This window comes from Streptomyces sp. NBC_01257 (genome assembly GCF_035917255.1).
GTDB lineage: Bacteria > Actinomycetota > Actinomycetes > Streptomycetales > Streptomycetaceae > Streptomyces.
The window spans coordinates 7,185,137-7,209,892 of the sequence record NZ_CP108472.1; the positions used below are offsets into that span (position 1 = coordinate 7,185,137).

Consider the following 24,756-nt stretch of genomic DNA (forward strand, 5'->3'; position numbering starts at 1 on the left):
GCCGCACGCCGACTGCGAGGGGCCCGTTCAGGTGATCCCCTGAGGGGGAGAGCGCCGCACACCGGCGCACCTGATGCCCCGGGGGTACGTCATGCAGGCAGACGCGCCCGGTGAGATACCGGCCCCGATGTCCTCGCCCGAACGCCGCACCGTCCGCTCCCCGGCCGCGCGCCGCCGCGCCCGGGCCCGGGCCGGCGGCGGCCCCAGCCTCCTCGCGCCGGGCGCCGCCCACGACCCGTACCGGCTCTACCGGGTGCTCCGCGAGGAGTACCCGCTCAGCTACGACGCGCCGCTGGGCGCCTGGCTGGTCAGCCGGTACGACGACGTGGCCACCGCGCTCACCGACCCGAGGTTCGCCGGCTTCCCTCACGACGGCGCGCCCCGCGGCGGGCCCGCCCCGCTCGGACTCTGCCACGGCAACGCCCGCTGCCTGCCCCGCGACCGGTACGCGGTGGAGACCGGCCGGGTGCCCCCGCACCTGGCCGAGCGCGTCGAGCGCACCGCCTTTGTGCTGGCGCGGCGCCTCGCCGGACGTCCGCAGGCCGACCTCGTCGAGGAGTTCTGCCGCTGGCTGCCCGCCGGTTCGGGCACCGGCGCGGGCACCCGCACCGCGGCCGACGGTCCCTGCACCCGGCACACCGGGCTGCGCGAGACCGCGCTCGCCTCGTTCCTCGCCAACCTGCTGGACGACGCCGACCTGATGGCCGCCCTGCGCATCGAGCCCGCGCTCGCCGGCCGCGCCTGGACGGAGTCGCTGCGCCGCGACCCGCCCGTCCAGATCGTGCTGCGCCGCACCCGCACCGAGGTCACCCTCAGCGGCGGCACCCTCCCGGCGCGGGCGCCCGTCGCCTGCCTGATCGGCTCGGCAGGCCGCGATCCGGAACGGTTCGCCGCACCGGACGTCTTCGACCCCTTCCGCCGCGACCAGGACCGCGACACGCCCGGCCCTGCGGGCTGCCCCGCCGTGGCGCTCGGCCGGCTGGAGGCCGAACAGGGCCTGCGCGCCCTGCTCGACGCGATGCCCGCCCTCCGCTGGGCGGACGGCTTCCGCCCGGCCGCCACCGGCCTGCTCACACGGGGCCCGCGCTCCCTTCTCGTCCGGCCCGGATGAGCAGGGCCACCGGCCGCTCGGCGAACAGCTCCGCCACCGGCACAGCGCCGCCGGAGAACTTCCGGCCCGGCGTCAGCAGATCGCGCCACACCCCGTCGTCCGGCAGCGTCAGCTCCGTACCGCGCCAGCCGCCCGACTCCGCCAGCCGCAACGACAGCCGGGTCACCGCGGTGACGGCCTCACCGGACCGGGAGAAGGCCAGACAGTGCGCCGCCGCCGGACCGGAGACGGCCAGCGGGGCGTACGTACCCGACTCGCCGAACACCTCGGGCCGCTCCCGCCGCAGCCGCAGCGCCGCCACCGTGAGGTCGCCCTTCGCGTCGGCGGGCGCGTCGTCGGCGGGCGGGGCGAACGGCCGCCGGTTGTCCGGGTCGACCAGCGCCAGATACTCCCGCTCCGTGCCCTGGTAGAGATCCGGCACCCCCGGCATCGTCAGCTGCACCAGCGCCGCCCCCAGCACATTGGCCCGCACATGCGGGGCCAGCCCCGCGGCGAAGGCGTCCAGCAGCTCCCGCACCGGACCGGCGCCGGCGGCCGGGCCCGCGGTCACGAAGCCCGTCGCCACCCGCTCGTACACCGGATCGGGTTCGGTCCAGCTCGTGAACAGGCCCGACTCGCGGACCGCCTTCAGCAGCGCCGGCTCCAGCCGGGCGGCCTGCTCCCCGGACGGGAAGCCCACACAGCCGAGCGCGGTCTGCCACGCCTCCCAGGCGAGCTGCGGATCGGGGGCGGCCGGAGCCGCCCGCGTCAGCTCCCCGACCAGCTCCGACCACGGGCCGGGGCACTCGGACAGCACCGCGATGCCCGCCCGGACGTCGGCGCTGCGCTTGGTGTCATGAGTCGTCAGCGCCGTCCCGGTGGCGGGCCAGTCGCGGGCGAGCCGTGCGCAGAAGAGGTGGAACTCCTCCGGGGCCACCGCAGGCCGCCCCGGATCGCCGCCCACCTCGTTCGCCGAGATCAGCGGAACGTACCGGTAGTACGCCGTGTCCTCGACCGCCTTGGCCCGCAGCGCGGACGCGGTCTGGGCGAACCGGGCGCTGAACGCCGCCCGGTCACCGCCCGCGCCGAGCCGCCCCAGCGCCAGCTCCCGCACCACGTCGACCGCCGACGCCTCCTCCCACACCGTGAAAGCCGCCTTGGCGTCGCTGACCGCGACCGCGTCCAGCGTCGCCTCGGCCGTCGCGGAGCAGGGGCTGCCCGCCGTCACGTACGGGCGGTAGACCGGCACCCGGACCAGCAGTTCGCGCACGGCCGTGCGCAGGGCCCAGGGGGCGTGGTCGCGCAGCGCGGGGTCCTCGGCGCAGACCCGGGACGCCAGCCTGGTCAGCAGCTCGGTCTCGGCGGCCAGCTCATGGGTGACCACGCGGTACGCGGCCCGGCGCACGGTCGCCGCCCAGTAGCCGCCGCGGTCGCCGCTCGGGGAGGCGGACTCCCGGTAGTGGCCCAGCAGTTCGGCCGCGCCCGCCGGGTCGACGAAGAGCCCGTCGATCCGGTGCAGCGCGTCGTACCCCGTCGTCCCGGCCACGGCCCAGCCGGCCGGCAGCGGCTCGGGGCCGGTGAGGATCTTCTCCACCACCGTCCACACCCCGCCGCTCGCCGCGGACAGCCGCTCCAGATAGCCGGCCGGGTCGGCGAGCCCGTCCGGATGGTCGATCCGAAGCCCGTCCACGACCCCGTCCCGCACCAGCTCCAGGATCTTCGCGTGGGAGGCCGCGAACACCTCGGGGTCCTCCACCCGCACTCCGATCAGCTCCGAGATGGTGAAGAACCGCCGGTAGTTCAGCTCGGTGCGGGCCAGCCGCCACCAGCCCAGCCGGTAGTGCTGGGCGTCCAGCAGCTCCGGGAGGTCCAGGTGGCCGGTGCCGGCCCGGAGCGGGAACTCCTGCTCGCCGTAGCGCAGCACGTCCCCGTCGACCCGCAGCCGGCCGATCTCCTCGCCCAGCCGCCCGGCGAGCACGGGCAGCAGGACCCGGCCGTCGCCCGCCGCCCAGTCGATGTCGAACCAGCGGGCGTACGGGGAGCCGGGGCCCTCGCGCAGGACCTCCCGCAGGGCGTGGTTGTGCCGGGGATCGGCCGCCATGTGGTTCGGCACGATGTCCAGCACCAGCCCGAGCCCGTGCTCCCGCGCGGTGCGCGCCAGCCGGCGCAGCCCCTCCTCGCCGCCCAGCTCGGCGCGGACCCGGCTGTGGTCGACGACGTCGTAGCCGTGCCGGGAGCCGGGCACGGCTTCCAGCACGGGGGAGAGGTGCAGATGGGAGACGCCGAGCGAGGCGAGGTACGGGACGGCGTCCTCGGCGGCCGAGAACGGGAACTCCGGCTGGAGCTGGAGCCGGTACGTGGCGGAAGGCGTCATGGATACGTTCGTACCCACATCCGGGCCGCCTGTGTCACCCGGCCACGGACGAGTGCCAGCCCCCCGGCCGTCTTCACCTACGCGGGCCGCTGCAGCACCACCATGCTCCGCCCCACCAGCGTCACCCGATCGCCCGCCGCCACCTTCGGCCCCGCACCCGTCAGGACGCCGTCCGGCCGGGCCGTGTCGACCACGGCCAGCCACTGGCGCCCGTGATTGACCGGTACGGCGAATTCCAGCGTCTCGGCGCTCGCGTTGAACATCAGCAGGAACGAGTCGTCGGAGATCCGCTCCCCGCGCGGACCCGGCTCCGAGATCGCGTGTCCGTTCAGAAAGACCGTCAGGGCCTTGGCGTGGGCCGCCTGCCAGTCCCGCTGCGTCATCTCCTCGCCCTCGGGTGTGAACCAGGCGATGTCCGAGAGCTCGTCGTGGGTGCCCTCCACCGGGCGCCCGTGGAAGAACCGGCGGCGCCGGAAGACCGGATGGTCCCGGCGCAGCCACACCATCGCCCGGGTGAACTCCAGCAGACTGCTGCCGAGGCCGCCGTCCTGGGGGTCCGGCTCGCCCTCCTCGTCCCCCGCCGCCCCGGCCGGGTCGGGCCAGTGCACCCAGGACAGTTCGCTGTCCTGGCAGTAGCCGTTGTTGTTGCCCCGCTGGGTACGGCCGAACTCGTCGCCGTGACTCAGCATCGGCACACCCTGCGAGAGCATCAGCGTGGCGATGAAGTTCCGCATCTGCCGCTCGCGCAGCTCCAGCACCTCGGGCCGGTCCGTCTCGCCCTCGACACCGCAGTTCCAGGACCGGTTGTGGCTCTCGCCGTCCCGGTTGCCCTCGCCGTTGGCCTCGTTGTGCTTGTCGTTGTACGAGACCAGGTCGTGCAGGGTGAAACCGTCGTGGCAGGTGGTGAAGTTGATCGAGGCGAGCGGCCGCCGGCCGTCGTCCTGGTACAGGTCCGACGACCCCGTCAGCCGGCCCGCGAACTCGGCCAGCGTGCGCGGCTCGCCGCGCCACAGGTCGCGCACCGTGTCCCGGTACTTCCCGTTCCACTCGGTCCACAGCGGCGGGAAGTTCCCCACCTGGTAGCCGCCCTCGCCCACGTCCCACGGCTCGGCGATCAGCTTCACCTGGCTGACCACCGGGTCCTGCTGCACCAGGTCGAAGAACGACGACAGCCGGTCCACCTCGTGGAACTGGCGGGCCAGCGTGGCCGCCAGGTCGAAGCGGAAGCCGTCCACGTGCATCTCGGTCACCCAGTAGCGCAGCGAGTCCATGATCAGCTGGAGCACGTGCGGGGAGCGCATCAGCAGGGAGTTCCCGGTCCCCGTGGTGTCCATGTAGTAGCGCTGGTCGTCGGCGAGCCGGTAGTACGAGGCGTTGTCCAGCCCCCGGAAGGAGAGCGTGGGGCCCAGGTGGTTGCCCTCCGCCGTGTGGTTGTAGACCACGTCGAGGATCACCTCGATGCCGGCCTGGTGCAGGGCGCGCACGGCCTGCTTGAACTCCAGCACCTGCTCGCCCCGGTCGCCCCAGGAGGCGTAGGCGTTGTGCGGGGCGAAGAAACCGATGGTGTTGTAGCCCCAGTAGTTGGCGAGCCCCGCGTCCGCCAGCCGGTGGTCCTGGACGAACTGGTGCACCGGCATTAATTCGATCGCCGTGACACCGAGCTCCGTCAGGTGCGCGATGACCTCCGGATGCGCCAGCCCGGCATACGTGCCGCGCAGCTCCTTCGGCAGCCCCGGATGGAGCATCGTCAGGCCCTTCACATGGGCCTCGTAGATCACCGTGCGGTGGTAGTCCGTACGGGGGCGCCGGTCGTCGCCCCAGTCGAAGTACGGGTTGACCACCACCGAGCTCATGGTGTGCGGCGCCGAGTCCAGGTCGTTGCGCGTGTCGGGCCGGCCGAACGGATAGCCGTACACCGCCTCGCCCCACTGGATCTGCCCGGCGACCGCCCGCGCGTACGGGTCGAGCAGCAGCTTGGCGGAGTTGCAGCGGGCGCCGCGCTGCGGCTCGTACGGGCCGTGCACCCGGAACCCGTACCGCTGACCGGGCATCACCCCGGGCAGATACGCGTGCCGGACGAAGGCGTCGGTCTCCCTCAGCTCCACCGCCGTCTCGGAACCGTCGTCGTGCAGCAGGCACAACTCGATTCTGTGGGCGGCCTCCGAGAAGACCGCGAAGTTGGTCCCGGCGCCGTCGTACGTGGCACCGAGGGGGTACGCCTGTCCCGGCCAGACCTGCATAGATTCGACTCTTCCACTTCTGATGCGGTTGCCTGGGGATTGCGGGCTCCCTGGGGACAGATCTTCCCCGAAAGAGCGGCCCTTACCTAGGACCGGGCAGGACGTGGCTCGGTCCGCTCGACATCGGGCCCCGGTCCGGTCAACATCGGGCCCCTCCGTGTCGCCCGCAACCGGAATCCGGCGGGGCCACCCGGTGGGCTGTCCGGTATGCGGCTTCGGGTGGGGTGTTTAATCACTATGAATCCGCTCACTCCGGCAGATCTCGCCGCAGGGAACGAGCCTGTCCCATAGGGGAGTTGGGAAAGCAGCCTGTGCATCCGGCTGCACCGGCTCCCGCTCCCGGAGTACCCTTCCTTGATCGTTGGTGGGGGAGTGGAAGGCGGTGCGCGGGTGAGCTCGGGAGGATTCGAGCTGCCCCCAGGTGACACGGGTCACGAGGGGGACGTGGCCGATGTCCCGCCCGGGGCGGTCTCGCTGGCGCAGCCCCTGGAGATCGGTGCGGAACTGGACTGGGGCGCGGACGCCTGGAGCGAGGTGCGCACCCGCGCCCAGCGGGCCGGGCGCGCCTATATCTGGCTGAATCTCGTCGAGCAGCGGCTGCGCGCCGTCGTGGCGGCGGTGCTCCGGCCGATCTACGAACCGGTGCACGGCGAGGACTGGGTGGTGGCCGCGGCCGGCCCCGCCGGCCAGGAGTGGGTGCAGCGGGCCGTCGCGGTGCGCGAGGTCTCCCGCCGCAAGGGCTATCTCCTCGACCCGGCCGACGACAACGTGCTGAGCTTCCTCACGCTGCCGCAGCTGCGTGAGCTGATGGTCCAGCACTGGCCCTGCTTCGAGCCCTACTTCGACGACCGCCGCGACGTCGAGCTGGCGCTGGACGAGCTGGAGGTCGCGCGCAACGTGGTCTCCCGCAACCGCGCGCTGAACGAGGCGGTGCTCGCCCAGGCCGAGCGGGCCTCGGCACGGCTGCTGGAGATCCTGGGCAGCGGGGCCGCCGTCCCGTCCGCCGACCGGCTCCCGGTCGACGCCGTGGAGGAACTCGTCGGCGACCGGTACGCGGACGTGGTCTCCGTCCACCCCGACCGGGTGCGGCTCCAGCGCCAGCTGCCCGCCGAGGACCTGTTCGGCGGTTCGCGCCGGCTGGACGCGATCGGGATAGGCCTCAATCTGCTCGTGCAGAACTTCTCCGGCCGCCGGCTGATCCGGCTCGCCGAGTCGGGCTGCCGGGTCCGGCTGCTCTTCATCAACCCGGCGAGCAGCGCGGTCAAGCGCCGGGAGCGGGAGCTCGGCCTGAAGAAGGGCGAGCTGAGCCGATCGGTGGAGATGAACATCCTCCACATGCGCCGGGTCCGCTCCAAGCTCCGCGATCCGGGCGCCTTCGAGATCCACGTCTTCGACGAGACGCCGCGTTTCACGGCCTATCTGGTGGACGGCGACGGGGCGAACGCGGTGGGCGTCGTCCAGACGTATCTGCGCCGGGCACGCGGCATGGAGGCCCCGGTGCTGGTGCTGCGGGGCGGCGGGCGGGCCGTGGTCCGGGCCGGCCAGGACACCGAGCACGGCCTGTTCGAGACGTACCGCGAGGAGTTCGAGTCCGTGTGGACGGACTCCCGGCCGGTCTCCTGAGGGACCGTCCCCCGGCGTTGTCAGTGGCCCGTGCGAGGGTGGTCGTCATCTGGGGGAGCACCACGAAGGAGGTACGGGATGAGCTGGCACCGGCAGGCGCTGGTCGGCTTCGACCTGGAGACGACGGGTACGGAACCGCTGGAGGCCAGGATCGTGACGGCCGCGGTCGTCCGCGTCGACGGCAGCGAGGGGGAACCGGCGAGCCGGCGCACCTGGCTGGCCGATCCGGGGATCAGGATCCCCGCACAGGCCTCCGCGATCCACGGCATCAGCAGCGAGCGGGCGGCGGCGGAGGGCCGGCCGGTGCGCGAGGTGGCCGACGAGATCGCCGGCGCCCTGGCCGGGTACTGGCGCCGGGGCATCCCGGTGGTGGCGTACAACGCGGCCTTCGACCTGACCCTGCTGACGGCCGAGCTGCACCGCCACGGACTGCCGTCGCTCACCGACCGGCTGGACGGGGCGGGCATCGGCCCGGTGGTCGACCCGTACACGATCGACCGGGCCGTCGACCGCTACCGCAAGGGCAAGCGCAACCTGGAAGCGGTCTGCGTGGAGTACGGCGTGGTCCACGGGGGAGCGCACGACGCGGCGGCGGACGCGCTGGCCGCGGTGCGGGTGGCGTACGCGATAGCCGCGCGGCACCCCTCGGTGGCCGCACTGCCGGCGCCGGAGCTCCACGAGCGCCAGATCGGCTGGTACGCCCAGTGGGCCGCCGACTTCCAGCAGTTCCTGCGCCGCAAGGGCGAGGCGGACGCGGTCATCGACGGCCACTGGCCGGTGCGTGAACTGGCGCTCCAGGTGGAATCGAGCCCATCGGGCGATTGAGGACGAAGCGGTCAGAAGGGGTACCAGCGCACCGACGTGTCCCCGTCGCGCAGCGACGCCACACGGCGGCGGAACTCGGCGAGTGCCTTCGGGTTGGCCGGCGCGTGCTGGGCGACCCAGGCGCAGCTCGCCGTCTCCCGCGCCCCGCGCAGCACCGCGCAGCCGTCCCATGCGCGTACGTCCCAGCCGTACGCCGAGGTGAACGCGTCATAGGCCTCGGCCGGCAGCCCGTACCGGTCACGGGACAGGGCGAGCACCACGAGGTCGTGCTCGCGCAGATCCGTGGAGAAGGTCTCCAGGTCCACCAGGACCGGCCCGTCCGGGCCGACATGGACGTTGCGCGCGAGCGCGTCGCCGTGGATCGGGCCCGGCGGAAGATGGGGGACCAGTGCGGCGGCGGCCGCCGCGAAGCCGTCGCGGCGCTCGCGCAGATATGCGGCGTCGGCCGGATCGACCGCCTCGCCGGCCAGGCCGAGCCACCGCTCGACGCCGCCCAGCAGCTCCCGCCGGGGCAGGGTGAGGCCCTCCGGGGCGGGCAGTGCGTGGACCGCGGTGAGCAGCGGCGCCAGGTCCCTGGGCTCGGCGGGCCGCACCGCGTCCGGCAGCCGGTGCCACAGTGTCACCGGATGGCCCTCGACCAGCCGCGCCCCGGGCTCGGCGGCCCGCACGGCGGGGACGCCGGACGCGGCGAGCCACTGGGCGACGGCCACTTCGCGTTCCGCCCGCTCCCGCAGCTCCGGGCTGCGCACGGCGTCCCGGCCGATCTTGACGACCAGGTCGCCCACGGCGAACACCGCGTTCTCGCCCAGCGCGATCAGCTCCGCGTCCCCGGACAGCCCGGCAGCGGTCAGTACCTCGCGCGCTCGCATCTCGTTCATGGATCCGATTTTCGCATCCGTGCAGGTTGCCTTGACGAACGGACGGGCCGTCAGCACGATGGCGTAGGCCACCTGAGCGGCCAGAACGGTATAAAGCCGGTCGAATGACGCAAGGGGGTCGCATCCATGACATTGGCGAGTGCAACCGTGCAGTCCGGGCGGCACGGCCCCCCGGGCGGCCCCCGCGGCAAGGGGTCCGGAGGCATCAACCGGAACGCCGGGACCTGGTTCCTGGTGCTGCCCGCCCTGATCCCGATCCTGATCCTCAGCGTCGGACCGCTGCTCTACGGCATCGCGCTGGCCTTCACCGACGCCCAGTCCGGCCGCACCCGCTCCACCCAGTGGGTCGGGGTGCTCAACTTCCAGGACCTCCTCCACGACGGACTGTTCTGGGAGTCCTTCCGGATCGGTCTGGTGTGGGCGGTCGGCGTCACCGTCCCGCAGTTCGTGCTGGCCCTCGGCCTGGCCCTGCTGCTCAACGAGAACCTGCGGATGCGCTGGCTGGCCCGCGCCCTGGCGATCATCCCGTGGGCGATGCCCGAGGTCGTCGTCGGCATCATGTGGCGCCTCGTCTACAACCCGGACGCCGGCATCCTCAACGAGACCATCCGCGACCTCGGCCTCGGCGACGGCCGGGACTGGCTGACCGGCCTCGCCACCGCACTGCCCGCGGTGATCCTGGTCGGGGTCTGGGCCGGCATGCCGCAGACCACGGTCGCGCTGCTCGCCGGGCTGCAGAACACCCCGCACGAACTCCACGAGGCCGCCGCCCTGGACGGCGCGGGCGCCTGGCGCCGCTTCCGTACGGTCACCTGGCCCGCGCTGCGCCCGGTCGCCCTCTCGATCACCGCGCTCAACTTCATCTGGAACTTCAACGCCTTCGCCCTGGTCTACGTGCTGACCAACGGCGGACCCGGCGGCCGTACCCGGCTGCCGATGCTCTTCGCCTACGAAGAGGCCTTCCGGTACGGGCAGTTCGGCTACGCCGCCGCGATGGGCTGCGTGATGGTCGCGGTGATCTCCGTGATCCTCGCCGTGTACCTCGCCGGACGGCTGAGGGGAGGCGAGGACCGATGAGTCCGCGCATCAGCAGGCCCGCACGCGCCGGACAGTACGCCGCGCTGTTCTGCTACCTGGTCTTCCTGGCCTTCCCGTTCCTGTGGCTGATCTCCACCGCCTTCAAACCCGCGCCCGAACTGGGCTCGCTGCACCCCACCTGGATCCCCGAGCACCCCACGCTGGACAACTTCCGGCAGGCCTTCGACGAACAGCCGCTGCTCCGGGCCGCGGGCAACTCACTGATCGCCGCGCTCTCGGCCGGTGTCATCGCCGTCGTCATCGCGACCCCGATGGCCTATGTGATGGCCCGCCACCGCTCCCGGCTCTCCGCGGCCGCCACCGGCTGGGTCGTGGTCAGCCAGGCGTTCCCCTTCGTCCTGCTGATCATTCCGCTCTTCCTGGTCCTCAAGCACCTGCATCTGATCAACACCCTGTGGGGGCTGATCATGGTGTACGTGGTCTGGGCGCTGCCCTTCGCGCTGTGGATGCTCGTCGGGTACGTCCGGGCCGTGCCGCCCGAGCTGGAGGAGGCCGCGGCGGTCGACGGTGCCGGCCGGCTGCGGACACTGGTCTCGGTCACCGCCCCGCTGCTGGCCCCCGGGATCGTCGCCACCGCGCTCTTCGCGTTCATCACCGCCTGGAACGAGTTCTTCTTCGCGCTCGTCCTGCTCAAGACACCGGAGAAGCAGACGTTGCCCGTCGTCCTCACGCACTTCATCGGCGCGGAGGGTGCCAGCGACCTCGGACCCCTCGCCGCCGCCGCGTTCCTCGCCACCCTCCCCTCCCTCCTGCTCTTCGCCGTCATCCAGCGGCGGATCACGGGCGGCATGCTCGCCGGGGCGGTGAAGAGCTGATGCGCGCACTCGTACGCACGGCGGCCGCCACGGCGACCGCGCTCGCCCTGCTGCTCACCGGCTGCGGCGGGGACGGCGACGGCGGGACGGACGGGAAGATCAAGCTCCGCTTCCAGTCGCTCGCCTGGCAGAAGGAGTCCGTCGACATCAACAAGCGGCTGGTGAAGGAGTGGAACGCGAGCCATCCCGACGTCGAGGTGCAGTACGTGCAGGGCTCCTGGGACAGTGTCCACGACCAGCTGCTCACCTCCTTCGAGGGGGACGAGGCACCGGACGTCATCCACGACGCGTCCGACGACCTCGCGGACTTCGCGTACGGCGGCTACCTCGCCGATCTGCGCACGCTCCTCCCGGACCGGCTGACCGCCGACATCCCCGCGCAGAGCTGGCAGTCCGCCACCTTCGACGGCGGGATCTACGGCGTGCCCTTCCTCCAGGAGCCGCGGGTCCTGATCGCCAACACCAGGCTGCTCGAGGAGTCCGGGGTCCGCATCCCGACCCCGCGGAAGCCGTGGAGCTGGCCGGAGTTCCGCCAGGTCACCAAGAAGCTCACCGGCAAGGGCCGTTACGGGATCGCGTGGCCGCTCAAGGAACCGGTCTCCGTCACCCTGAACCTGGGCCTGTCGGCGGGCGGCGAGCTGTTCCACCGGGGCGCCGACGGAAAGGTGACCGTCGCCATGGACAAGGGCGACCAGGTCGTGCCGGGCACCATCCACGACCAGGTCAACACCGACCACAGCGCCGCCCGCACCGCGCTCGGCATGGGCGGCGGCGACACCCTGCCCGGCCTCTTCGGCGGCAAGTACGCCATGGTGCCGCTCGGGTTCTCCTACCGCCAGCAGGTGGTCGAACAGGCTCCGAAGGGCTTCGAGTGGACCGTGCTGCCCGCCCCGGCCGGCAGCGGGGGCCTGGCCCAGGGAGTGAGTCCGCAGACCCTGTCCGTCGCCGAGGACAGCCCGCACAAGAAGGAGGCCGTGGAGTTCATCGACTTCCTGCTGCGGCCCGCCAACATGGTGCGCCTGGCCAAGGGCGACTGGATGCTGCCGACCGGCACGGCCGCCCTGGCGGACCCCTCGCTGCACACCGCGGACAAGGGCTGGGCGACCGGCGCCGCCCTCGCGACCGCGTTGCGCCCGGCGCCCGCCCAGTCCGTGCGCGGCTACCCCGAGTGGAAGGACAAGGTCGCCACCCCCGCGCTCCAGGAGTACTACAGCGGTGCGATCGACGCTGACGAGCTGAGGAAGCGTCTGGTGGTGGACGGCAACCGGGTCCTGGCCCGCTACCAGCGCTGACGCGCCCGCCCTCCCCGTGGCGGGAAGGCCGGGGGAGGGCGGGCGCGGCGGGCCGGATCAGACGCCGACCCGCTCCGGCTCGTCGTCCCCGCGCCGCGCGTCCACCGGACTCCCGGCGGCCACCGGGACCGGCACGTCGTCGTACGTCTCGTCGTGGGTCAGATCGGGCAGCCACCGCAGCCACCGGGGGAAGTACCAGTTGCGCTCGTCCAGCAGGGCCATGACGGCCGGGAGCAGGATGCCGCGGATGATCGTCGCGTCGATCAGCACGGCGGCCGCGAGGCCCACCCCCATCTGCTTCATGGACTGCATCGACAGCGTGCCGAAGATCGCGAACACGGCGACCATGATCACGGCCGCGCTGGTCACCACGCCCGCCGTCGTCACCACCCCGTGCGCGATGGCGTCCCGGGTGGTGCGGCCCTGGAGGCGGGCCTCACGGATCCGGGAGACCACGAACACGTGGTAGTCCATCGAGAGTCCGAACAGGATCACGAAGAGGAACAGCGGCAGCCAGGAGATGATCGCGCCGACTCCCTCCGCGCCGACCAGCGAGGCCCCCCAGCCGTGCTGGAAGATCGCGGTGAGGATGCCGTAGGCGGCGGCCACCGACAGCAGGTTGAGCATGATGGAGGTGATCGCGATCGTCAGCGACCGGAAGCAGAGCAGCATCAGCAGGAAGGCGAAGACGACCACGAAGGCGAAGACCGGCACGACCGCGCCGACGATCTGGTCGTTGAAGTCCTTCGACCCCGCGACCTGACCGGTGACCGGCGCCTCGACGCCCTCGACCTTGCCGAGCGTCGCCGGACGGACCGTGTCGCGCAGCAGCTCCAGGCTCTTGACCGCCCGGTCCTGGTCCGAGCCGCCGACCAGGGGCACGTCGATGACCGCGATGTTCTCCGCGTCGTGCGTCACCATGTCGACCGGGCCCTTCGATGCGCCCGATGCGACGGCCTGGCGGCGGAAATCGGCGAGCGCCTGCCGGACCGGCCCGGAGCCGATGTCGTCGGCCCTGACCACCACCTGTGCCGGGTCGGCCCCGCCGGGGAAGGCCTCGTTGAGCCGGTCGTAGGTCCGCACGATCGGCAGCGAGTCGCCGAACTCCTGGTCCAGGGTGAGGTTCTGGGTGTGCATGCCCAGCGCGGGCAGCGCGATCGCGGCCAGTGCGCCGGCGGCGACGAGCAGGGCGGTCCAGGGGCGGCGCAGCACCGAGCCGAGCACGGCCCGCCACACCCTGCTCTCGCCGTCCGCGCCGCCGCGCTCCGAGCGCTTCAGCCGGTTGAGGAAGGGCACCCGGCCCTTCTCGACCCGCTCACCGAGCAGCGAGAGCAGGGCGGGCAGCACGGTGACCGAGCCGACCATGGCGACCGCGACCACCATGAGCGAGGCCAGCCCCATCGCCTGGAACTCGGCGAGGCCGGTGAAGAGCATGCCCGCCATCGCCACACAGACCGTCACACCGGAGACCACGATCGCCCGTCCGCTGGTCGCCGCCGCGATCATCAGCGCGGTGCGCGCGTCGCGCCCCTTGGCCCGCTCCTCGCGCTCGCGGCGCAGATAGAACAGGCAGTAGTCGACGCCGACGGCCAGACCGACCAGCAGCATCACGGAGTCGGCCGTCTCGCTCATCGGCTGGAAGTGGCTGACGAGGCCCATCAGCCCCATGGTCGCGATGATCGCGGTGAGGGCGAGGGCGACCGGCAGCAGCGCGGCGACGAGCGCCCCGAAGGCGATCAGCAGGATGCCGAGCGCGACGGGTACCGCGGAGAGTTCGGCCCGCTGGAAGTCCTTGCCGAAGGCGTCGTCGAAGGTCTTGCCCATGCTGGCGCCGCCGATCTCCTCGATCAGCAGCCCCTCGTGCTCGCCGTCCACCTTCGCCACGGCCTTCAGCACCGGCTCGACGCGCTCGCCCGCCGTCTCGGGGTCACCCCTCATCTCGAACTGCACCAGCGCGCTGTGCCCGTCCGCGGAGATCGTCTTCGTCGTGTACGGCGAACTGACCGCCGTGACCTCGCCGGTGGCCTGGACCGCCTTCATCACGGAGCCGACCGCGGACCGGAAAGCGGGCGAGGTGGCCGTCAGCGAGGCCGCGTCCGGACCCTCGGACTGGATGAGCACGGTCTCGCCCGCCGGGTCCTTGAGCCCCGCGTCCTCGATGATCCGGACGGCCCGTCCCACCTCGCCGGACATCTGGTCGCTCTCCTGCACGTCGACCCGGCCGGCCGCGGAGCCGAGCCCCATGGCCAGGACGACGAACAGCACCCAGACGGTCACCGCCGCCCAGCGGTGCCGGGCACTCCAGCCGCCCGCCCGGGCGGCGATGCCGCGCACCCGTGGCGTCCCCGTGCGCGCCGAATCCACTTTCCCCATGACGGGCTTGCCCCCTCGTGACCCACGCCGGCCCACCGCCGCCGCCTCATTTCCGAAGGTAGGGGCGGAATCAAGCCTTCTCGTCGTGCTTCCTGCCGAGCGGACGGGGCACCTTCTCCGCCTTGCGACGCAGGTGCGTCCCCGAGAAGGACGATCGAAGCCCCTTACACGTAAAGGATGTTGAGGTCAGACGCCCGACTTGGGTACTGCTGGCCGGTTTCTTATTACGAAACCTTGTTGAGTAAGTCACAGGTACATGAAGGTCTTGATCTGAGCGCGTCAATCGGTAAGGGTTCGAGCCAGCCCCCGGAGATCTTCCGGCCGAGGGCCAATCCCCCCACAAAGAATGACGAGGAGACCCCTCTTCATGGCAATTCACAAGCGCGCACGCCGGTTCAAGCTGACCGCCGCCATCACCGCAGTGGCCGCCGCAGCCGGAGTCACCCTGCTGGGCAGCCCCTTCGCCGGAGCGGCACCCGCCCCCGCGACGGGCAAGATCTACGGCGCCGACGCGGCGACCGCCGTGTCCGGCAGCTACATCGTGATGCTGGACCAGAAGGCCGACAAGGCGAAGCTCGCCAAGGAGTACGGCGGCAAGCTGAAGCGCAACTACAGCTCCGCCATCAACGGCTTCTCCGCCAGCGGCCTTTCGCAGACCGAGGCCAAGCGCCTCGCCGCCGACCCGTCCGTCTCCAAGGTCGTCCAGAACAAGAAGTTCCACATCAGCGCCACCCAGGACAACCCGCCGTCGTGGGGCCTTGACCGCATCGACCAGGCGGAGACCGCCGGGGACAACGCGTACACCTACCCGGACAGCGCGGGCGAGGGTGTCACCGCGTACGTCATCGACACCGGTGTCCGCACCACGCACCAGGAGTTCGAGGGCCGGGCCAGCTCGGGCTTCGACGCCGTCGACAACGACGACAGCGCCGACGACGGCAACGGCCACGGCACGCACGTGGCCGGCACCATAGCCGGGGCGACGTACGGCGTCGCCAAGAAGGCCAAGATCGTCGCCGTCCGGGTCCTCGACGACTCCGGCTCGGGCACCACCGAGCAGGTCGTCGCCGGAATCGACTGGGTCACCGAGAACCACGAGGGCCCGTCCGTCGCCAACATGAGCCTGGGCGGCGGCGCGGACGAGGCGCTCGACGCGGCGGTCCAGAAGGCCATCGCCTCCGGGGTCACCTTCGCGGTCGCCGCGGGCAACGAGTCGAGCGACGCGGGCGAGGGGTCGCCCTCGCGCGTCCCCGAGGCGATCACGGTCGCCTCGTCCACGGTGGACGACGAGCAGTCGTCGTTCTCCAACTTCGGCCCGGTCGTGGACATCTACGCCCCGGGTTCGGACATCACCTCGTCGTGGAACGACAGCGACGACGCGTCCAACACCATCTCCGGTACGTCCATGGCGACCCCGCACGTCGTCGGTGCCGCCGCCGTCTACCTGGCGGGACACCCGGACGCCACCCCGGCGGAGGTCTCCACGGCACTGACCGAGGGAGCCACCCCGGACGCCATCGGCAATGCCACCGAGGGCACGGCGAACAAGCTGCTGAAGGTCGTTGAGTAGCACCCGCACCACCTGACCGGCGGCCACCGCGCTCTCCCCCACGGGGCGCGGCGGCCGCACGGCTCGGGAAGATCGTCCTATGGTGTGCCCATGATGATGTGTGCGGCGCGGGTGCCCGCGACCGGCCGGAGCGGTCACCGGCGGCCCGCAGCCCGGTCCCGCCCGCTGCCCGACGGACCCGCGCGGACGGACGGAGGCGGCGCATGAGTGAACCGCCCCCCGGAGTGGCCGCGGCCGTCGAGGGCGAACTCCGCCTCCTCGACCCGGTGGTGCGTGCCTCCACCGAACTCCTCGTCCAGGTCCTGCACCCCGACTTCCACGAGGTCGACACGACCGGCCGGCGCTGGGACCGCGCGATGGTCATCACCTCGCTGATCTCCGACACGGCCCCGCGGCCCGGCCAGCTCACCGCCTCACGGATGCACGGGGTCCAGCTCGCCGATGAGCTCGTCCACATCACCTTCGACACCGAGGCCAAGGGGAAGCGGGCCCACCGCAGTTCGCTGTGGCGGCTCACCGAGTCCGGATGGCTGCTCTACTACCACCAGGCCACCCCGTTCGTCCCCGTGGAGCCCGCCGGCGGATGAGACGCCGTCAGGTACGGGTCACCCGCCGGGCCCGCGCCGTCCACCGGCCGTCCGTACGGGAGATCCGCACCGGATGCCCGAAGCAGTCACTGACCTGATCCGTGGTCAGCACCTCGTCGGCGGGACCCGAGGCGACGCACCGCCCGCCCCGCAGCAGCATCGCGTGCGTGGTGGACGCGGGCAGCTCCTCCAGATGGTGCGTGACCAGCACCGTCGCCAGCTCCGGATGCTCCTCGCGCAACGCGTCCAGGCTGTCCAGCAACTGCTCCCGGGCGGCCAGGTCGAGACCGGTGGCCGGCTCGTCGAGCAGCAGCAGCCGGGGCTCCGGCATCAGTGCGCGGGCGATGAGCGTACGGCCGCGCTCACCCTGCGAGAGCGCCGGCCAGCGCGACCCCGTCTTGCCGCCCATGCCCAGCATCTTCAGCAGCCGCTCCGCCCGGTCGCGCTGCTCCGCCCCGGGCGACCAGCGCGGCACCGGCTCGACGGAGTTCGTCAGACCCGTCAGCACCACCTCGCTCACCGTCAGCGGGGAGCGCAGCGGATGGCGCGGATTGACATGCCCCAGCAGCGTCCGCAGCTCCCGCAGATCGACCCGGCCCAGGGTGCGCCCCAGTACCTCCACCGAACCCCGGGTGGGATGGGTGACCGCGCCCAGGAGCCCGAGCAGGGTGCTCTTGCCCGCCCCGTTGGCGCCGAGCAGCGCCCAGTGCTCCCCGCCGCGCACGGTCAGCGAGACCGAGTCGAGCAGCAGGTTCCCGTCCCGGACGAGCGCGACACGGTCGGCCCGGATCACCGGCACCGGGGCCGTGGGGGCGGGCTGGGCGGGGATGGCGGTGGTACTCACGGGCGGGTGCTCTCCTTCATGCGGATGCGAGCGCCTCCAGGCGGCTCATGTCCTCGGTCGTCAGCTCGATCTCCCGCGCCCCCAGGTTCTCCGCCGGATGGGCGGGCGAACCGGTGCCCGGGGTCGGGCACAGCACGGGGGAGCGGTGCAGCAGCCAGGCGAGGGCGATCTGCCCGCGGGTGGCACCGCGGCTCTCCGCCACGGCGTCGAGCGCGGTGGCCGTGGCGCCGGTCAGGGCGCCGCCGGCCGGCGGGAACCGGGGGAGGAAGGCCGGCCCATGGGCTTCCCACACCTTCAGCACCGCGTCCGACGCGCGGTCGATGAGGTTGAAGCGGTTCTGCACCGAGGCGATCCCGGTCAGGGAGAGCGCCTGCTCCAGCTGCTCGGCGGTGAGGGTGTCCAGGCCGATGTACCGGATCTTACCTTCCCGCCGCAACGCATCCAGAGCGCCCGGCTGGTCGGCCACCGGCATCCGCGGATCCAGCCGGTGCAGCTGGTGCAGATCGGTCCGGTCGGTCCGCAGCCGGCCCAGACTCGCCTCGCGCATCGCCCGGCCGGGCGCTGTCGCGTTTCTTCAAGACCGGTGGCGGCGTCCGCTCCTAGAGTGCCGTGCATGAAGACCGAGCACGCCCACATGACCGAATGCGCCGCCGAGGCGGCCCGGGTGGCCCGCGCCGTCCCGGCCGACCGGCTCGACGCACCCACCACCCCCTGCGCGGGCTGGGACGCCCGCACCCTCATCAACCACTGGGTGCTCTACACCTCCCACGGCATGGAGCACCGCGCCCTGCGCACGGAGCTGCCCGAGGAGCTCGTCGCCCGTGACTTCACCGCCGACGCCGACTGGGCCGAGCAGTACGCCGCCCAGCTGGACCGCGCCGTAGCCGCCTGGTCCGACCCGGCCGCCTGGGAGGGCACCATCGGCACCGGGGCCTCCGCCTCCCCGGCCGCGGACACCGCCGCGATGCTCATCGAGGAGACGGCGCTGCACGGCTGGGACGTGGCCCGGGCCACCGGCCAGGAGTTCCGGCTCTCCGACGCGGCGGCCGCCCACGTCCTGGCCATCGTCGAGAAGACCGCCGCGCTCTACCGGCAGTACGAGGGCTTCGCCGACGAGATCACCGTCGACGCGGGGGCGTCCGACTTCACCCGTGCCCTGGCCCTGAGCGGCCGCGACCCGCAGTGGACCGCCGGGTAGAAGTGGCCCAGTCCCGCGGGTGCCGAATGGCCCGTGGGGGTGAGCCACCGGCTGGTTAGGCTCATTTCATGACCACTCACCGCAGCCCGGGCACGGGCCGGGCCGTCGTCGACTTCTACTTCGACCCGGCCTGCCCGTTCGCCTGGATCACCTCACGCTGGATGCTGGAGGTGGAGCAGCAGCGCGACATCGAGCTCCGCTTCCACGCGATGAGCCTCTACCTGCACAACACGGGCAACGAGCTTCCCGACTGGTACCGCACCCTGGTCGACAAGTCGATCGGACCGGTGCGCGTCGCGGTCGCCGCGGCGGCCCTGCGCGGCGAGGGCGTCCTGCGCGAGCTGTACACGGCCTTCGGGACCCGCATCCACCAGCAGAAGAACGAGGACTTCGACGAGGTGATCGCCCAGGCCCTCGACGAACTCGGCCTGCCCGCCGAACTGGCCGCGGCCGCCCACGACCCGGAGTACGACGAGGCGGTACGGCGCAGCCATGACGCAGGCCGGGACCCGGCGGCCGGGGGTTACGTGGGCACGCCCACCCTGCACGTCGACGGAACGGCCTGGTTCGGCCCCGTCCTGCGGGCGGTGCCGCGCGGCGAGGAGGCGGCGCGGCTGTTCGACAGCTTCCGGGTGCTCGCCGGGTACGACGACTTCTTCGAGCTCAAGCGCACCCGCACGGGCGGTCTGGACGTCGGCTGAGCGAGAGCCCGCAGGATCCGGCCGGAGGGGCTCTACGCGCTGACCCGGGCGGGCCGGACCGCCGGGACGCGGGACTCGTCGTACCGGTCCAGCAGCAGCCGGGCCAGTTCCGGTGACGGCCCCAGCACACCGGCCAGCACGTCCGCCCCGGCCTCGGCCGCCCCCGCCGCGATGCGGTCCGGCAGGCGGCCGGGAGCGATCACGTACGGGGCGACCGCCACCCGGCGCACACCGTCGGCCCGCAGGGCCCGTACCGCGTCCTCGGTACGGGGGATGCCCCCGGGAGTAACAGCGGAGGCGAACGCAGGCCGCACGGAACACCAACCGGTGTGCCGCAGCTCCCGCGCGATTTCAGCGATCACTGCGATCGCCTCCGGGTCTGTGGAGCCCGCCGAGGCCAGGACGAGCCCGGTCGAGCTTCGGTCGCCGGGGCGGACCCCGGCCTCGTGCAGCCGCCGCTCGAGAGCGGAGTTCAGCAGCGGCGAGGGGCCCAGTACCTCGGCCTGCCGCACCCGCAGCCGCGGCAGCCGGGTCCGGGCCTCCCGCAGTACCGCCGGGATGTCGGACTTGGCGTGGAAGGCGTGGGTGAGGAGCAGCGGAAGCGCCACCACCTCACCCGCGCCCTCGGCGTCCAGCCGTTCCAGGACCCGCGGCACCGACGGTGCGTTGAAGTCCAGGAACCCGGTCTCCACCCGCAGCCCGGGCCGCAGCGCCCGGACCCGCGCGGTGAGCGCGTGCACGGTCGCGGCGTGCCGCGGATCGCGGCTGCCGTGGGCGATGACGAGAAGGACCGGAGATGTCATGGCAGTGGCTCAGTTCTTGACGAGGAGACCGCGGCTGCGCAGCACCCACCGCTCCAGGGGACTGAAGATCAGCAGATCGATCGCGATGCCGACGAACAGGATCAGGATGATGGCGAGGAAGATCCCCGGCATGTCCGCGTTGTTGCGGCCGTTCTCCAGCAACTGCCCCAGACCCAGTCCGAGTTCCGGCGACGAGGCGATGATCTCGGCCGCCATCAGCGAGCGCCAGGAGAAGGCCCAGCCCTGCTTCAGACCCGCCAGATAGCCCGGCAGGGCGGCCGGCATGACGATGAACCAGGTACCGCGCAGCCCGGTCGCGCCGAGGGTCCGGCCCGCCCGGAGGAAGAGCGGCGGGACCTGGTCGACGCCGGAGACCAGACCGTTGGCGATCGAGGGCACCGCGCCCAGCAGGATCACCGCGAACATCATCGAGTCGTTCAGGCCGAGCCAGATCACGGCCGGCGCCACCCAGGCGACGGACGGCAGGGACTGCAGCCCGGAGAGGATCGGCCCGATCGCGGCCCGGACGAACTTCACCCGGGCGACCAGCAGACCCAGCGGTGTGCCGATGGCGACCGAGAACACGAAGCCCAGCAGGCCGCGCGAGACGCTGGTCCACACCACCTCCAGCAGGGTCCCCTGGCGCCACATGTCGCCGACGCTGTCCCAGACCGCGGACGGCGAGGGCAGCTTGTAGTCGTCGGTCACCTTGGCCCAGACGAGCACCTGCCACACGACGACGACCAGGGCCACCGCCAGCACCGGCGGCAGCACCTTGCGCACCAGGACCTCGCGCACCGGGGTGCGGTGCACCTGTACGGCGTCCAGCGCGTCCAGACCGGCCTCCAGCCCGGCGAGGTCGTCCGGCTTCACCGCGTCGGGCCCGATCCCGCCGGACCCCGGTGCGTCCGACTTGATATCAGTGCTGGCCATGTCGGCGGATCTCCCCACGCAGTTGTTCGGTGATCTCGACGGACAGCTCCGCCACGGCGGTGTCCTCGATACGGCGCGGCTGCTCGATGTCGACCGTCCACTCGCGGGCGATCCGGCCGGGCCGGGACGAGAGCAGCACCACGCGCTCGGCGAGCCGTACCGCCTCGCGCACGTTGTGTGTGACGAACAGGACCGAGACGTTCGTCTCGCGCCAGATCCGGGTCAGCTCGTCGTGCAGCACGTCCCGGGTGATGGCGTCGAGGGCGGCGAACGGCTCGTCCATCAGCAGCAGTTGACTGTCCTGGGCGAGCGCGCGGGCCATCGCCACCCGCTGCCGCATGCCGCCCGAGAGCTCGTGCACCCGCTTGCCGTACGCCCCGTTCAGGCGCACCAGCTCCAGCAGGCGCTCCGCCTCCGTACGGCGTTCCGCCTTCGGCACGCCGCGCAGCCGCAGCGCCAGTTCGATGTTCTTGCCCGCGGTCAGCCACGGGAACAGGGCGTGCTCCTGGAACATCAGGGCCGGCCGCCCGCCGGGGGTCTCGATGGTCCCCCCGGTCGGGCGGTCGAGTCCGGCCACCAGGTTGAGCAGCGTCGACTTACCGCACCCGGAGGCTCCCAGGAGGGTGACGAACTCGCCCGGGGCGACGTCGAGGGTGATGTCGTCCAGGACCAGCTGCGCTCCCGTGGGTCCGGCGAAGGACTTCGAGACATGTGCGAGACGGGCGGCGTGCCCGACCTCGACACGGTCCTCGGCCTTGGTGAGGGTGTTCGCCATGGTCGTCACCTCCTGGGGTCTTCGAGCGGCTGGTTACTTGACGCCGAGACCGGCGTCGGCGACCTCGGGCTTGCCCGCGGCCTTGAGGATCTTGTTCAGCGGCTTCAGGTCGTAGATGCCCGCGAGGTCGGGCTGCTCCAGCAGACCGGCCTTCACCGCGTGCTCGGCCTGCGCGTCGAGCGTGGCGGCCAGCGGGTCGTCGGTGATCTGGATCGACTTCCAGGCCGGGTCGATGATCTCGGCGGGCAGGTCCTTGCCGGTGAGCTTCTTCAGGGCGGCGTTGGCGGAGGCCTTCGCCTTGTCCGGGTTGGCGTTGATCCACGCGTTGGTGTTCACCGAGCCGCGCAGCACCGCCTCGACGACGTCCGGGTGGTCCTTGAGGAACTTCTGCGACACGATGATGTTCGTGATCACGAACTTGTCGTCGGGCCACAGCGTCGACTCGTTCAGGAGCTCCTTGGCGCCCTCGGCGACCAGCTTGGAGGCGGTCGGCTCGGGGACCCAGGCGCCGTCGATGGAGCCGGACTTGTAGGCGTCCGGGGTCACCTTGTTGTCGGTGCGGACGACGGAGACGTCACCCTTGCCGCTCTGGGCGTCGACCTTCCAGCCCTTCTCGGAGATCCAGTTGAGGAAGGCCACGTCCTGGGTGTTGCCGAGCTGCGGGGTGGCGATCTTCTTGCCCTTGAGGTCGTCCAGGGTCTTGATCTTCTTCGGGTTGACGACGAGCTTCACGCCGCCGGAGGCCGAACCGCCGATGATCCGGAGGTTCTTGCCCTTGGACTTGGTGTAGCCGTTGATCGACGGCGAGGGGCCGATGAAGCCGATGTCGATCGAGTCGGCGTTGAGCGCCTCGATCTCGGACGGGCCCGCGTTGAACGTCGAGGTCTTGAGCTGGGTGCCGCCGAGCTCCTTCTGGAACAGACCCTCCTGGTCGCCCACGAGCGCGGTGGCGTGCGTGAGGTTCGGGAAGTACCCGATCCGCACGGTGTCGGCGGAGAGCTTCTTTCCGTCGGCGGCGGCGTTCGCCTTCTTGGCGTCGTCGTCCTTCGCGTCGGAGCCGTAGCCGCAGGCGGTGAGAGCCACGGCGAGCAGCGGCAGGGCGGCGGCAGCGGCGAGGCTGCGGCGAAGCGTGGTACGGGGGGCAGACACGGGAGGTCTTCCTCTCGGAGGCCCGGTTGTCACGTCCCTCGGTGATCCGGGGGCGCGGCCGGGAGGTCGGCAGGTCTTCGTCTGAACTGGCGGTGCAGGCGGTGCGGTTGGTGCTGCCGGGCGCGCAGGCAGTGCGCGTACGTCATCACGCACATCGCCCGACCCCGCCCTGGCCGCTGCCGAGGGCGCCGCTGCCGACGCGGCCGCCCTCCTTCGCGAAGGTCGAGAAGATGTCGATGCTCATCAGAAGTCCCACTCGGCGTCGTCGTCCGCCGGAACCTCGGCCTGCGTCACGGCGGCGAACGAGGCGCCCGCCATGCCGGCCGAGAGGGTGGTGCCGTCCGCCGGGTCGATCAGCAGGAAGGAACCGGTGCGGCGCGAGTCGGCGTACGCGTCGAGCGCGAGCGGCTCGGCGGTCCGGACCACGACCCGGCCGATGTCGTTGGCGACGAGCTGCCCGGGGGCCGGGTGCTGCGACAGGTCGTCCAGCGTCAGCCGGGACGGGATGTCCTTGACGATCGCCTTGACGGTACGGGTGGTGTGCTTGATCAGCACCCGCTGGCCCACGGTGAGCGGCCGGTCGGCGACGTGGCAGACGGTCGCCTCGACGTCCTGGGTGACCGCGGGCGCGTCGTCGGAGGGCGCGATCAGGTCGCCGCGCGAGACGTCGACGTCGTCGGCGAGCCGGACGGTCACCGACTGCGGGGCCCAGGCGATGTCCACGCTGTCGCCGAGCAGGTCGATCCCGGCGATCGTCGTCGTGCGGCCCGAGGGAAGGACGGTGACGGGCTCGCCGACCCGGAACACACCGGCGGCGATCTGGCCCGCGTAGCCGCGGTAGTCGGGGTGCTCGGCGGTCTGCGGCCGGATCACGTACTGCACGGGGAAGCGGGCGTGGCAGGCGGTGAGGTCGTGGCTGACCGGGACCGTCTCCAGGTGCTCCAGGACGGTCGGGCCGCCGTACCAGTCCATGTTCGCGGAGGGTTCCACGACGTTGTCGCCTGCCAGCGCGGAGATCGGGATCGCGGTGATCTCCGGGACGCCCAGGGAGGCCGCGTACGCGGTGAACTCCTCGGCTATGGCGGCGAACACCGGCTCCGCGTACTCGACCAGGTCCATCTTGTTCACGGCCAGCACCACGTGCGGCACGCGCAGCAGGGCGGCGACGGCGGCGTGCCGGCGGGTCTGCTCGACGACACCGTTGCGCGCGTCGACCAGGACCACGGCCAGCTCGGCCGTGGAGGCGCCCGTCACCATGTTGCGGGTGTACTGCACATGGCCCGGGGTGTCGGCCAGGATGAACCGGCGCCGGGTGGTGGCGAAGTAGCGGTAGGCGACATCGATGGTGATGCCCTGCTCGCGCTCGGCGCGCAGCCCGTCGGTCAGCAGCGCCAGGTCCGGCGCCTCCTGGCCGCGGTTGCGCGACGCGTGCTCGACGGCCTCCAGCTGGTCGGTGAGGACCGACTTGGAGTCGTGGAGCAGCCGGCCCACGAGGGTGGACTTGCCGTCGTCGACGGAGCCCGCGGTGGCGAAGCGCAGCAGGGTGGTGGTCGACAGCTGGTCGGCCAGCTGGGTCGGTGTGGTCATG

General features: G+C 72.1%; 21 protein-coding genes. 10 read left to right on the top strand and 11 right to left on the bottom strand.

Features of this window, described 5'->3' with window-relative positions:
- Positions 1–91: 91 nt before the first annotated feature.
- Positions 92–1,111 (top strand): cytochrome P450, encoded by a 1,020-nt coding sequence (locus OG408_RS31325; protein WP_285566341.1) that lies wholly within the window; start codon positions 92–94, stop codon positions 1,109–1,111.
- Here the strand turns inward: OG408_RS31325 and treY are convergent.
- Positions 1,071–3,464 (bottom strand): malto-oligosyltrehalose synthase, encoded by a 2,394-nt coding sequence (gene treY / locus OG408_RS31330; protein WP_285566344.1) that lies wholly within the window; start codon positions 3,462–3,464, stop codon positions 1,071–1,073. The genes OG408_RS31325 and treY overlap by 41 nt on opposite strands.
- Positions 3,465–3,541: 77 nt before the next feature.
- Positions 3,542–5,704, bottom strand: coding sequence for a glycogen debranching protein GlgX (gene glgX / locus OG408_RS31335; RefSeq protein WP_285566346.1), 2,163 nt, complete (start codon positions 5,702–5,704; stop codon positions 3,542–3,544).
- Between the two features lie 390 nt (positions 5,705–6,094).
- Between glgX and OG408_RS31340 the strand changes: the two genes are divergently transcribed.
- Both OG408_RS31340 and OG408_RS31345 read left to right on the top strand, forming a co-directional pair.
- A complete protein-coding gene (locus OG408_RS31340) occupies positions 6,095–7,327 on the top strand; it encodes an SAV2148 family HEPN domain-containing protein (protein ID WP_266784233.1) in 1,233 nt (410 codons plus the stop codon).
- A 78-nt stretch (positions 7,328–7,405) separates the two neighbouring features.
- The gene (locus tag OG408_RS31345; protein ID WP_326673221.1) at positions 7,406–8,152 is read left to right on the top strand and encodes a 3'-5' exonuclease; all 747 of its coding nucleotides are present in this window, start codon (positions 7,406–7,408) and stop codon (positions 8,150–8,152) included.
- 11 nt (positions 8,153–8,163) lie between these two features.
- Here the strand turns inward: OG408_RS31345 and OG408_RS31350 are convergent, their stop codons facing one another.
- Positions 8,164–9,030, bottom strand: a complete 867-nt coding sequence (locus tag OG408_RS31350) for a phosphotransferase enzyme family protein (protein ID WP_266784237.1) — start codon at positions 9,028–9,030, stop codon at positions 8,164–8,166.
- A gap of 126 nt (positions 9,031–9,156) precedes the next feature.
- Between OG408_RS31350 and OG408_RS31355 the strand changes: the two genes are divergently transcribed.
- The 3 genes from OG408_RS31355 to OG408_RS31365 are packed head-to-tail and all read left to right on the top strand — an operon-like array spanning position 9,157 to position 12,235.
- Complete coding sequence (locus tag OG408_RS31355; protein WP_266784239.1) at positions 9,157–10,107, top strand: carbohydrate ABC transporter permease; 951 nt, start codon at positions 9,157–9,159, stop codon at positions 10,105–10,107.
- Positions 10,104–10,943 carry a carbohydrate ABC transporter permease gene (locus tag OG408_RS31360; RefSeq protein ID WP_266784241.1) on the top strand — a complete coding sequence of 280 codons (840 nt, stop codon included), beginning with the start codon at positions 10,104–10,106 and terminating at the stop codon, positions 10,941–10,943. Before OG408_RS31355 ends, OG408_RS31360 begins: the two co-directional genes overlap by 4 nt.
- Positions 10,943–12,235 (top strand): ABC transporter substrate-binding protein, encoded by a 1,293-nt coding sequence (locus OG408_RS31365; RefSeq protein ID WP_326673224.1) that lies wholly within the window; start codon positions 10,943–10,945, stop codon positions 12,233–12,235. Before OG408_RS31360 ends, OG408_RS31365 begins: the two co-directional genes overlap by 1 nt.
- A 57-nt stretch (positions 12,236–12,292) precedes the next feature.
- On the opposite strand, the gene OG408_RS31370 is transcribed toward OG408_RS31365, so the two are convergent.
- A complete protein-coding gene (locus OG408_RS31370; RefSeq protein WP_326673226.1) occupies positions 12,293–14,608 on the bottom strand; it encodes an MMPL family transporter in 2,316 nt (771 codons plus the stop codon).
- A gap of 367 nt (positions 14,609–14,975) precedes the next feature.
- Here OG408_RS31370 and OG408_RS31375 point away from each other — a divergent pair, with 367 nt between their 5' ends.
- Positions 14,976–16,178, top strand: coding sequence for a S8 family peptidase (locus OG408_RS31375; protein ID WP_266784247.1), 1,203 nt, complete (start codon positions 14,976–14,978; stop codon positions 16,176–16,178).
- A gap of 203 nt (positions 16,179–16,381) precedes the next feature.
- The gene (locus OG408_RS31380; RefSeq protein ID WP_266784249.1) at positions 16,382–16,765 is read left to right on the top strand and encodes a nuclear transport factor 2 family protein; all 384 of its coding nucleotides are present in this window, start codon (positions 16,382–16,384) and stop codon (positions 16,763–16,765) included.
- Positions 16,766–16,772: 7 nt separating this feature from the next.
- Here the strand turns inward: OG408_RS31380 and OG408_RS31385 are convergent, their stop codons facing one another.
- Entirely contained in the window at positions 16,773–17,594 is an 822-nt protein-coding gene (locus tag OG408_RS31385; RefSeq protein WP_405407093.1) for an ABC transporter ATP-binding protein, read from the bottom strand.
- A 31-nt stretch (positions 17,595–17,625) separates the two neighbouring features.
- On the bottom strand, positions 17,626–18,156 hold the full coding sequence (locus tag OG408_RS31390) for an aldo/keto reductase (protein WP_326673230.1): 531 nt from the start codon (positions 18,154–18,156) through the stop codon (positions 17,626–17,628).
- A gap of 66 nt (positions 18,157–18,222) precedes the next feature.
- Here OG408_RS31390 and OG408_RS31395 point away from each other — a divergent pair, with 66 nt between their 5' ends.
- Positions 18,223–18,807 carry a TIGR03086 family metal-binding protein gene (locus tag OG408_RS31395; RefSeq protein WP_266784253.1) on the top strand — a complete coding sequence of 195 codons (585 nt, stop codon included), beginning with the start codon at positions 18,223–18,225 and terminating at the stop codon, positions 18,805–18,807.
- A gap of 68 nt (positions 18,808–18,875) precedes the next feature.
- Complete coding sequence (locus tag OG408_RS31400) at positions 18,876–19,508, top strand: mycothiol-dependent nitroreductase Rv2466c family protein (RefSeq protein WP_285566365.1); 633 nt, start codon at positions 18,876–18,878, stop codon at positions 19,506–19,508.
- A gap of 32 nt (positions 19,509–19,540) precedes the next feature.
- Here OG408_RS31400 and OG408_RS31405 read toward each other — a convergent pair whose 3' ends face one another.
- From OG408_RS31405 to OG408_RS31425, 5 genes are all read right to left on the bottom strand, one after another.
- Positions 19,541–20,311 carry a sirohydrochlorin chelatase gene (locus tag OG408_RS31405; RefSeq protein WP_285566366.1) on the bottom strand — a complete coding sequence of 257 codons (771 nt, stop codon included), beginning with the start codon at positions 20,309–20,311 and terminating at the stop codon, positions 19,541–19,543.
- Between the two features lie 9 nt (positions 20,312–20,320).
- The gene (locus OG408_RS31410) at positions 20,321–21,244 is read right to left on the bottom strand and encodes an ABC transporter permease (protein WP_266784259.1); all 924 of its coding nucleotides are present in this window, start codon (positions 21,242–21,244) and stop codon (positions 20,321–20,323) included.
- Positions 21,231–22,019 carry an ABC transporter ATP-binding protein gene (locus OG408_RS31415; protein WP_266784261.1) on the bottom strand — a complete coding sequence of 263 codons (789 nt, stop codon included), beginning with the start codon at positions 22,017–22,019 and terminating at the stop codon, positions 21,231–21,233. The genes OG408_RS31410 and OG408_RS31415 overlap by 14 nt, the downstream gene beginning before the upstream one ends.
- Positions 22,020–22,052: 33 nt before the next feature.
- Positions 22,053–23,168, bottom strand: a complete 1,116-nt coding sequence (locus OG408_RS31420; RefSeq protein WP_266784262.1) for an aliphatic sulfonate ABC transporter substrate-binding protein — start codon at positions 23,166–23,168, stop codon at positions 22,053–22,055.
- Between the two features lie 243 nt (positions 23,169–23,411).
- The gene (locus OG408_RS31425; protein ID WP_266784263.1) at positions 23,412–24,755 is read right to left on the bottom strand and encodes a sulfate adenylyltransferase subunit 1; all 1,344 of its coding nucleotides are present in this window, start codon (positions 24,753–24,755) and stop codon (positions 23,412–23,414) included.
- Position 24,756: the final 1 nt, after the last annotated feature.

Coding starts and splice junctions, on each gene's coding strand:
- OG408_RS31400 (WP_285566365.1), top strand. CDS start 18,876: ATGACCACTCACCGCAGCCCGGGCACGGGCCGGGCCGTCGTCGACTTC.
- OG408_RS31405 (WP_285566366.1), bottom strand. CDS start 20,311: ATGACATCTCCGGTCCTTCTCGTCATCGCCCACGGCAGCCGCGATCCG.
- OG408_RS31375 (WP_266784247.1), top strand. CDS start 14,976: ATGGCAATTCACAAGCGCGCACGCCGGTTCAAGCTGACCGCCGCCATC.
- OG408_RS31325 (WP_285566341.1), top strand. CDS start 92: ATGCAGGCAGACGCGCCCGGTGAGATACCGGCCCCGATGTCCTCGCCC.
- OG408_RS31395 (WP_266784253.1), top strand. CDS start 18,223: ATGAAGACCGAGCACGCCCACATGACCGAATGCGCCGCCGAGGCGGCC.
- OG408_RS31360 (WP_266784241.1), top strand. CDS start 10,104: ATGAGTCCGCGCATCAGCAGGCCCGCACGCGCCGGACAGTACGCCGCG.
- OG408_RS31350 (WP_266784237.1), bottom strand. CDS start 9,030: ATGAACGAGATGCGAGCGCGCGAGGTACTGACCGCTGCCGGGCTGTCC.
- OG408_RS31365 (WP_326673224.1), top strand. CDS start 10,943: ATGCGCGCACTCGTACGCACGGCGGCCGCCACGGCGACCGCGCTCGCC.
- OG408_RS31355 (WP_266784239.1), top strand. CDS start 9,157: ATGACATTGGCGAGTGCAACCGTGCAGTCCGGGCGGCACGGCCCCCCG.
- glgX (WP_285566346.1), bottom strand. CDS start 5,704: ATGCAGGTCTGGCCGGGACAGGCGTACCCCCTCGGTGCCACGTACGAC.
- treY (WP_285566344.1), bottom strand. CDS start 3,464: ATGACGCCTTCCGCCACGTACCGGCTCCAGCTCCAGCCGGAGTTCCCG.
- OG408_RS31370 (WP_326673226.1), bottom strand. CDS start 14,608: ATGGGGAAAGTGGATTCGGCGCGCACGGGGACGCCACGGGTGCGCGGC.
- OG408_RS31380 (WP_266784249.1), top strand. CDS start 16,382: ATGAGTGAACCGCCCCCCGGAGTGGCCGCGGCCGTCGAGGGCGAACTC.
- OG408_RS31390 (WP_326673230.1), bottom strand. CDS start 18,156: ATGCGCGAGGCGAGTCTGGGCCGGCTGCGGACCGACCGGACCGATCTG.
- OG408_RS31415 (WP_266784261.1), bottom strand. CDS start 22,019: ATGGCGAACACCCTCACCAAGGCCGAGGACCGTGTCGAGGTCGGGCAC.
- OG408_RS31410 (WP_266784259.1), bottom strand. CDS start 21,244: ATGGCCAGCACTGATATCAAGTCGGACGCACCGGGGTCCGGCGGGATC.
- OG408_RS31425 (WP_266784263.1), bottom strand. CDS start 24,755: ATGACCACACCGACCCAGCTGGCCGACCAGCTGTCGACCACCACCCTG.
- OG408_RS31345 (WP_326673221.1), top strand. CDS start 7,406: ATGAGCTGGCACCGGCAGGCGCTGGTCGGCTTCGACCTGGAGACGACG.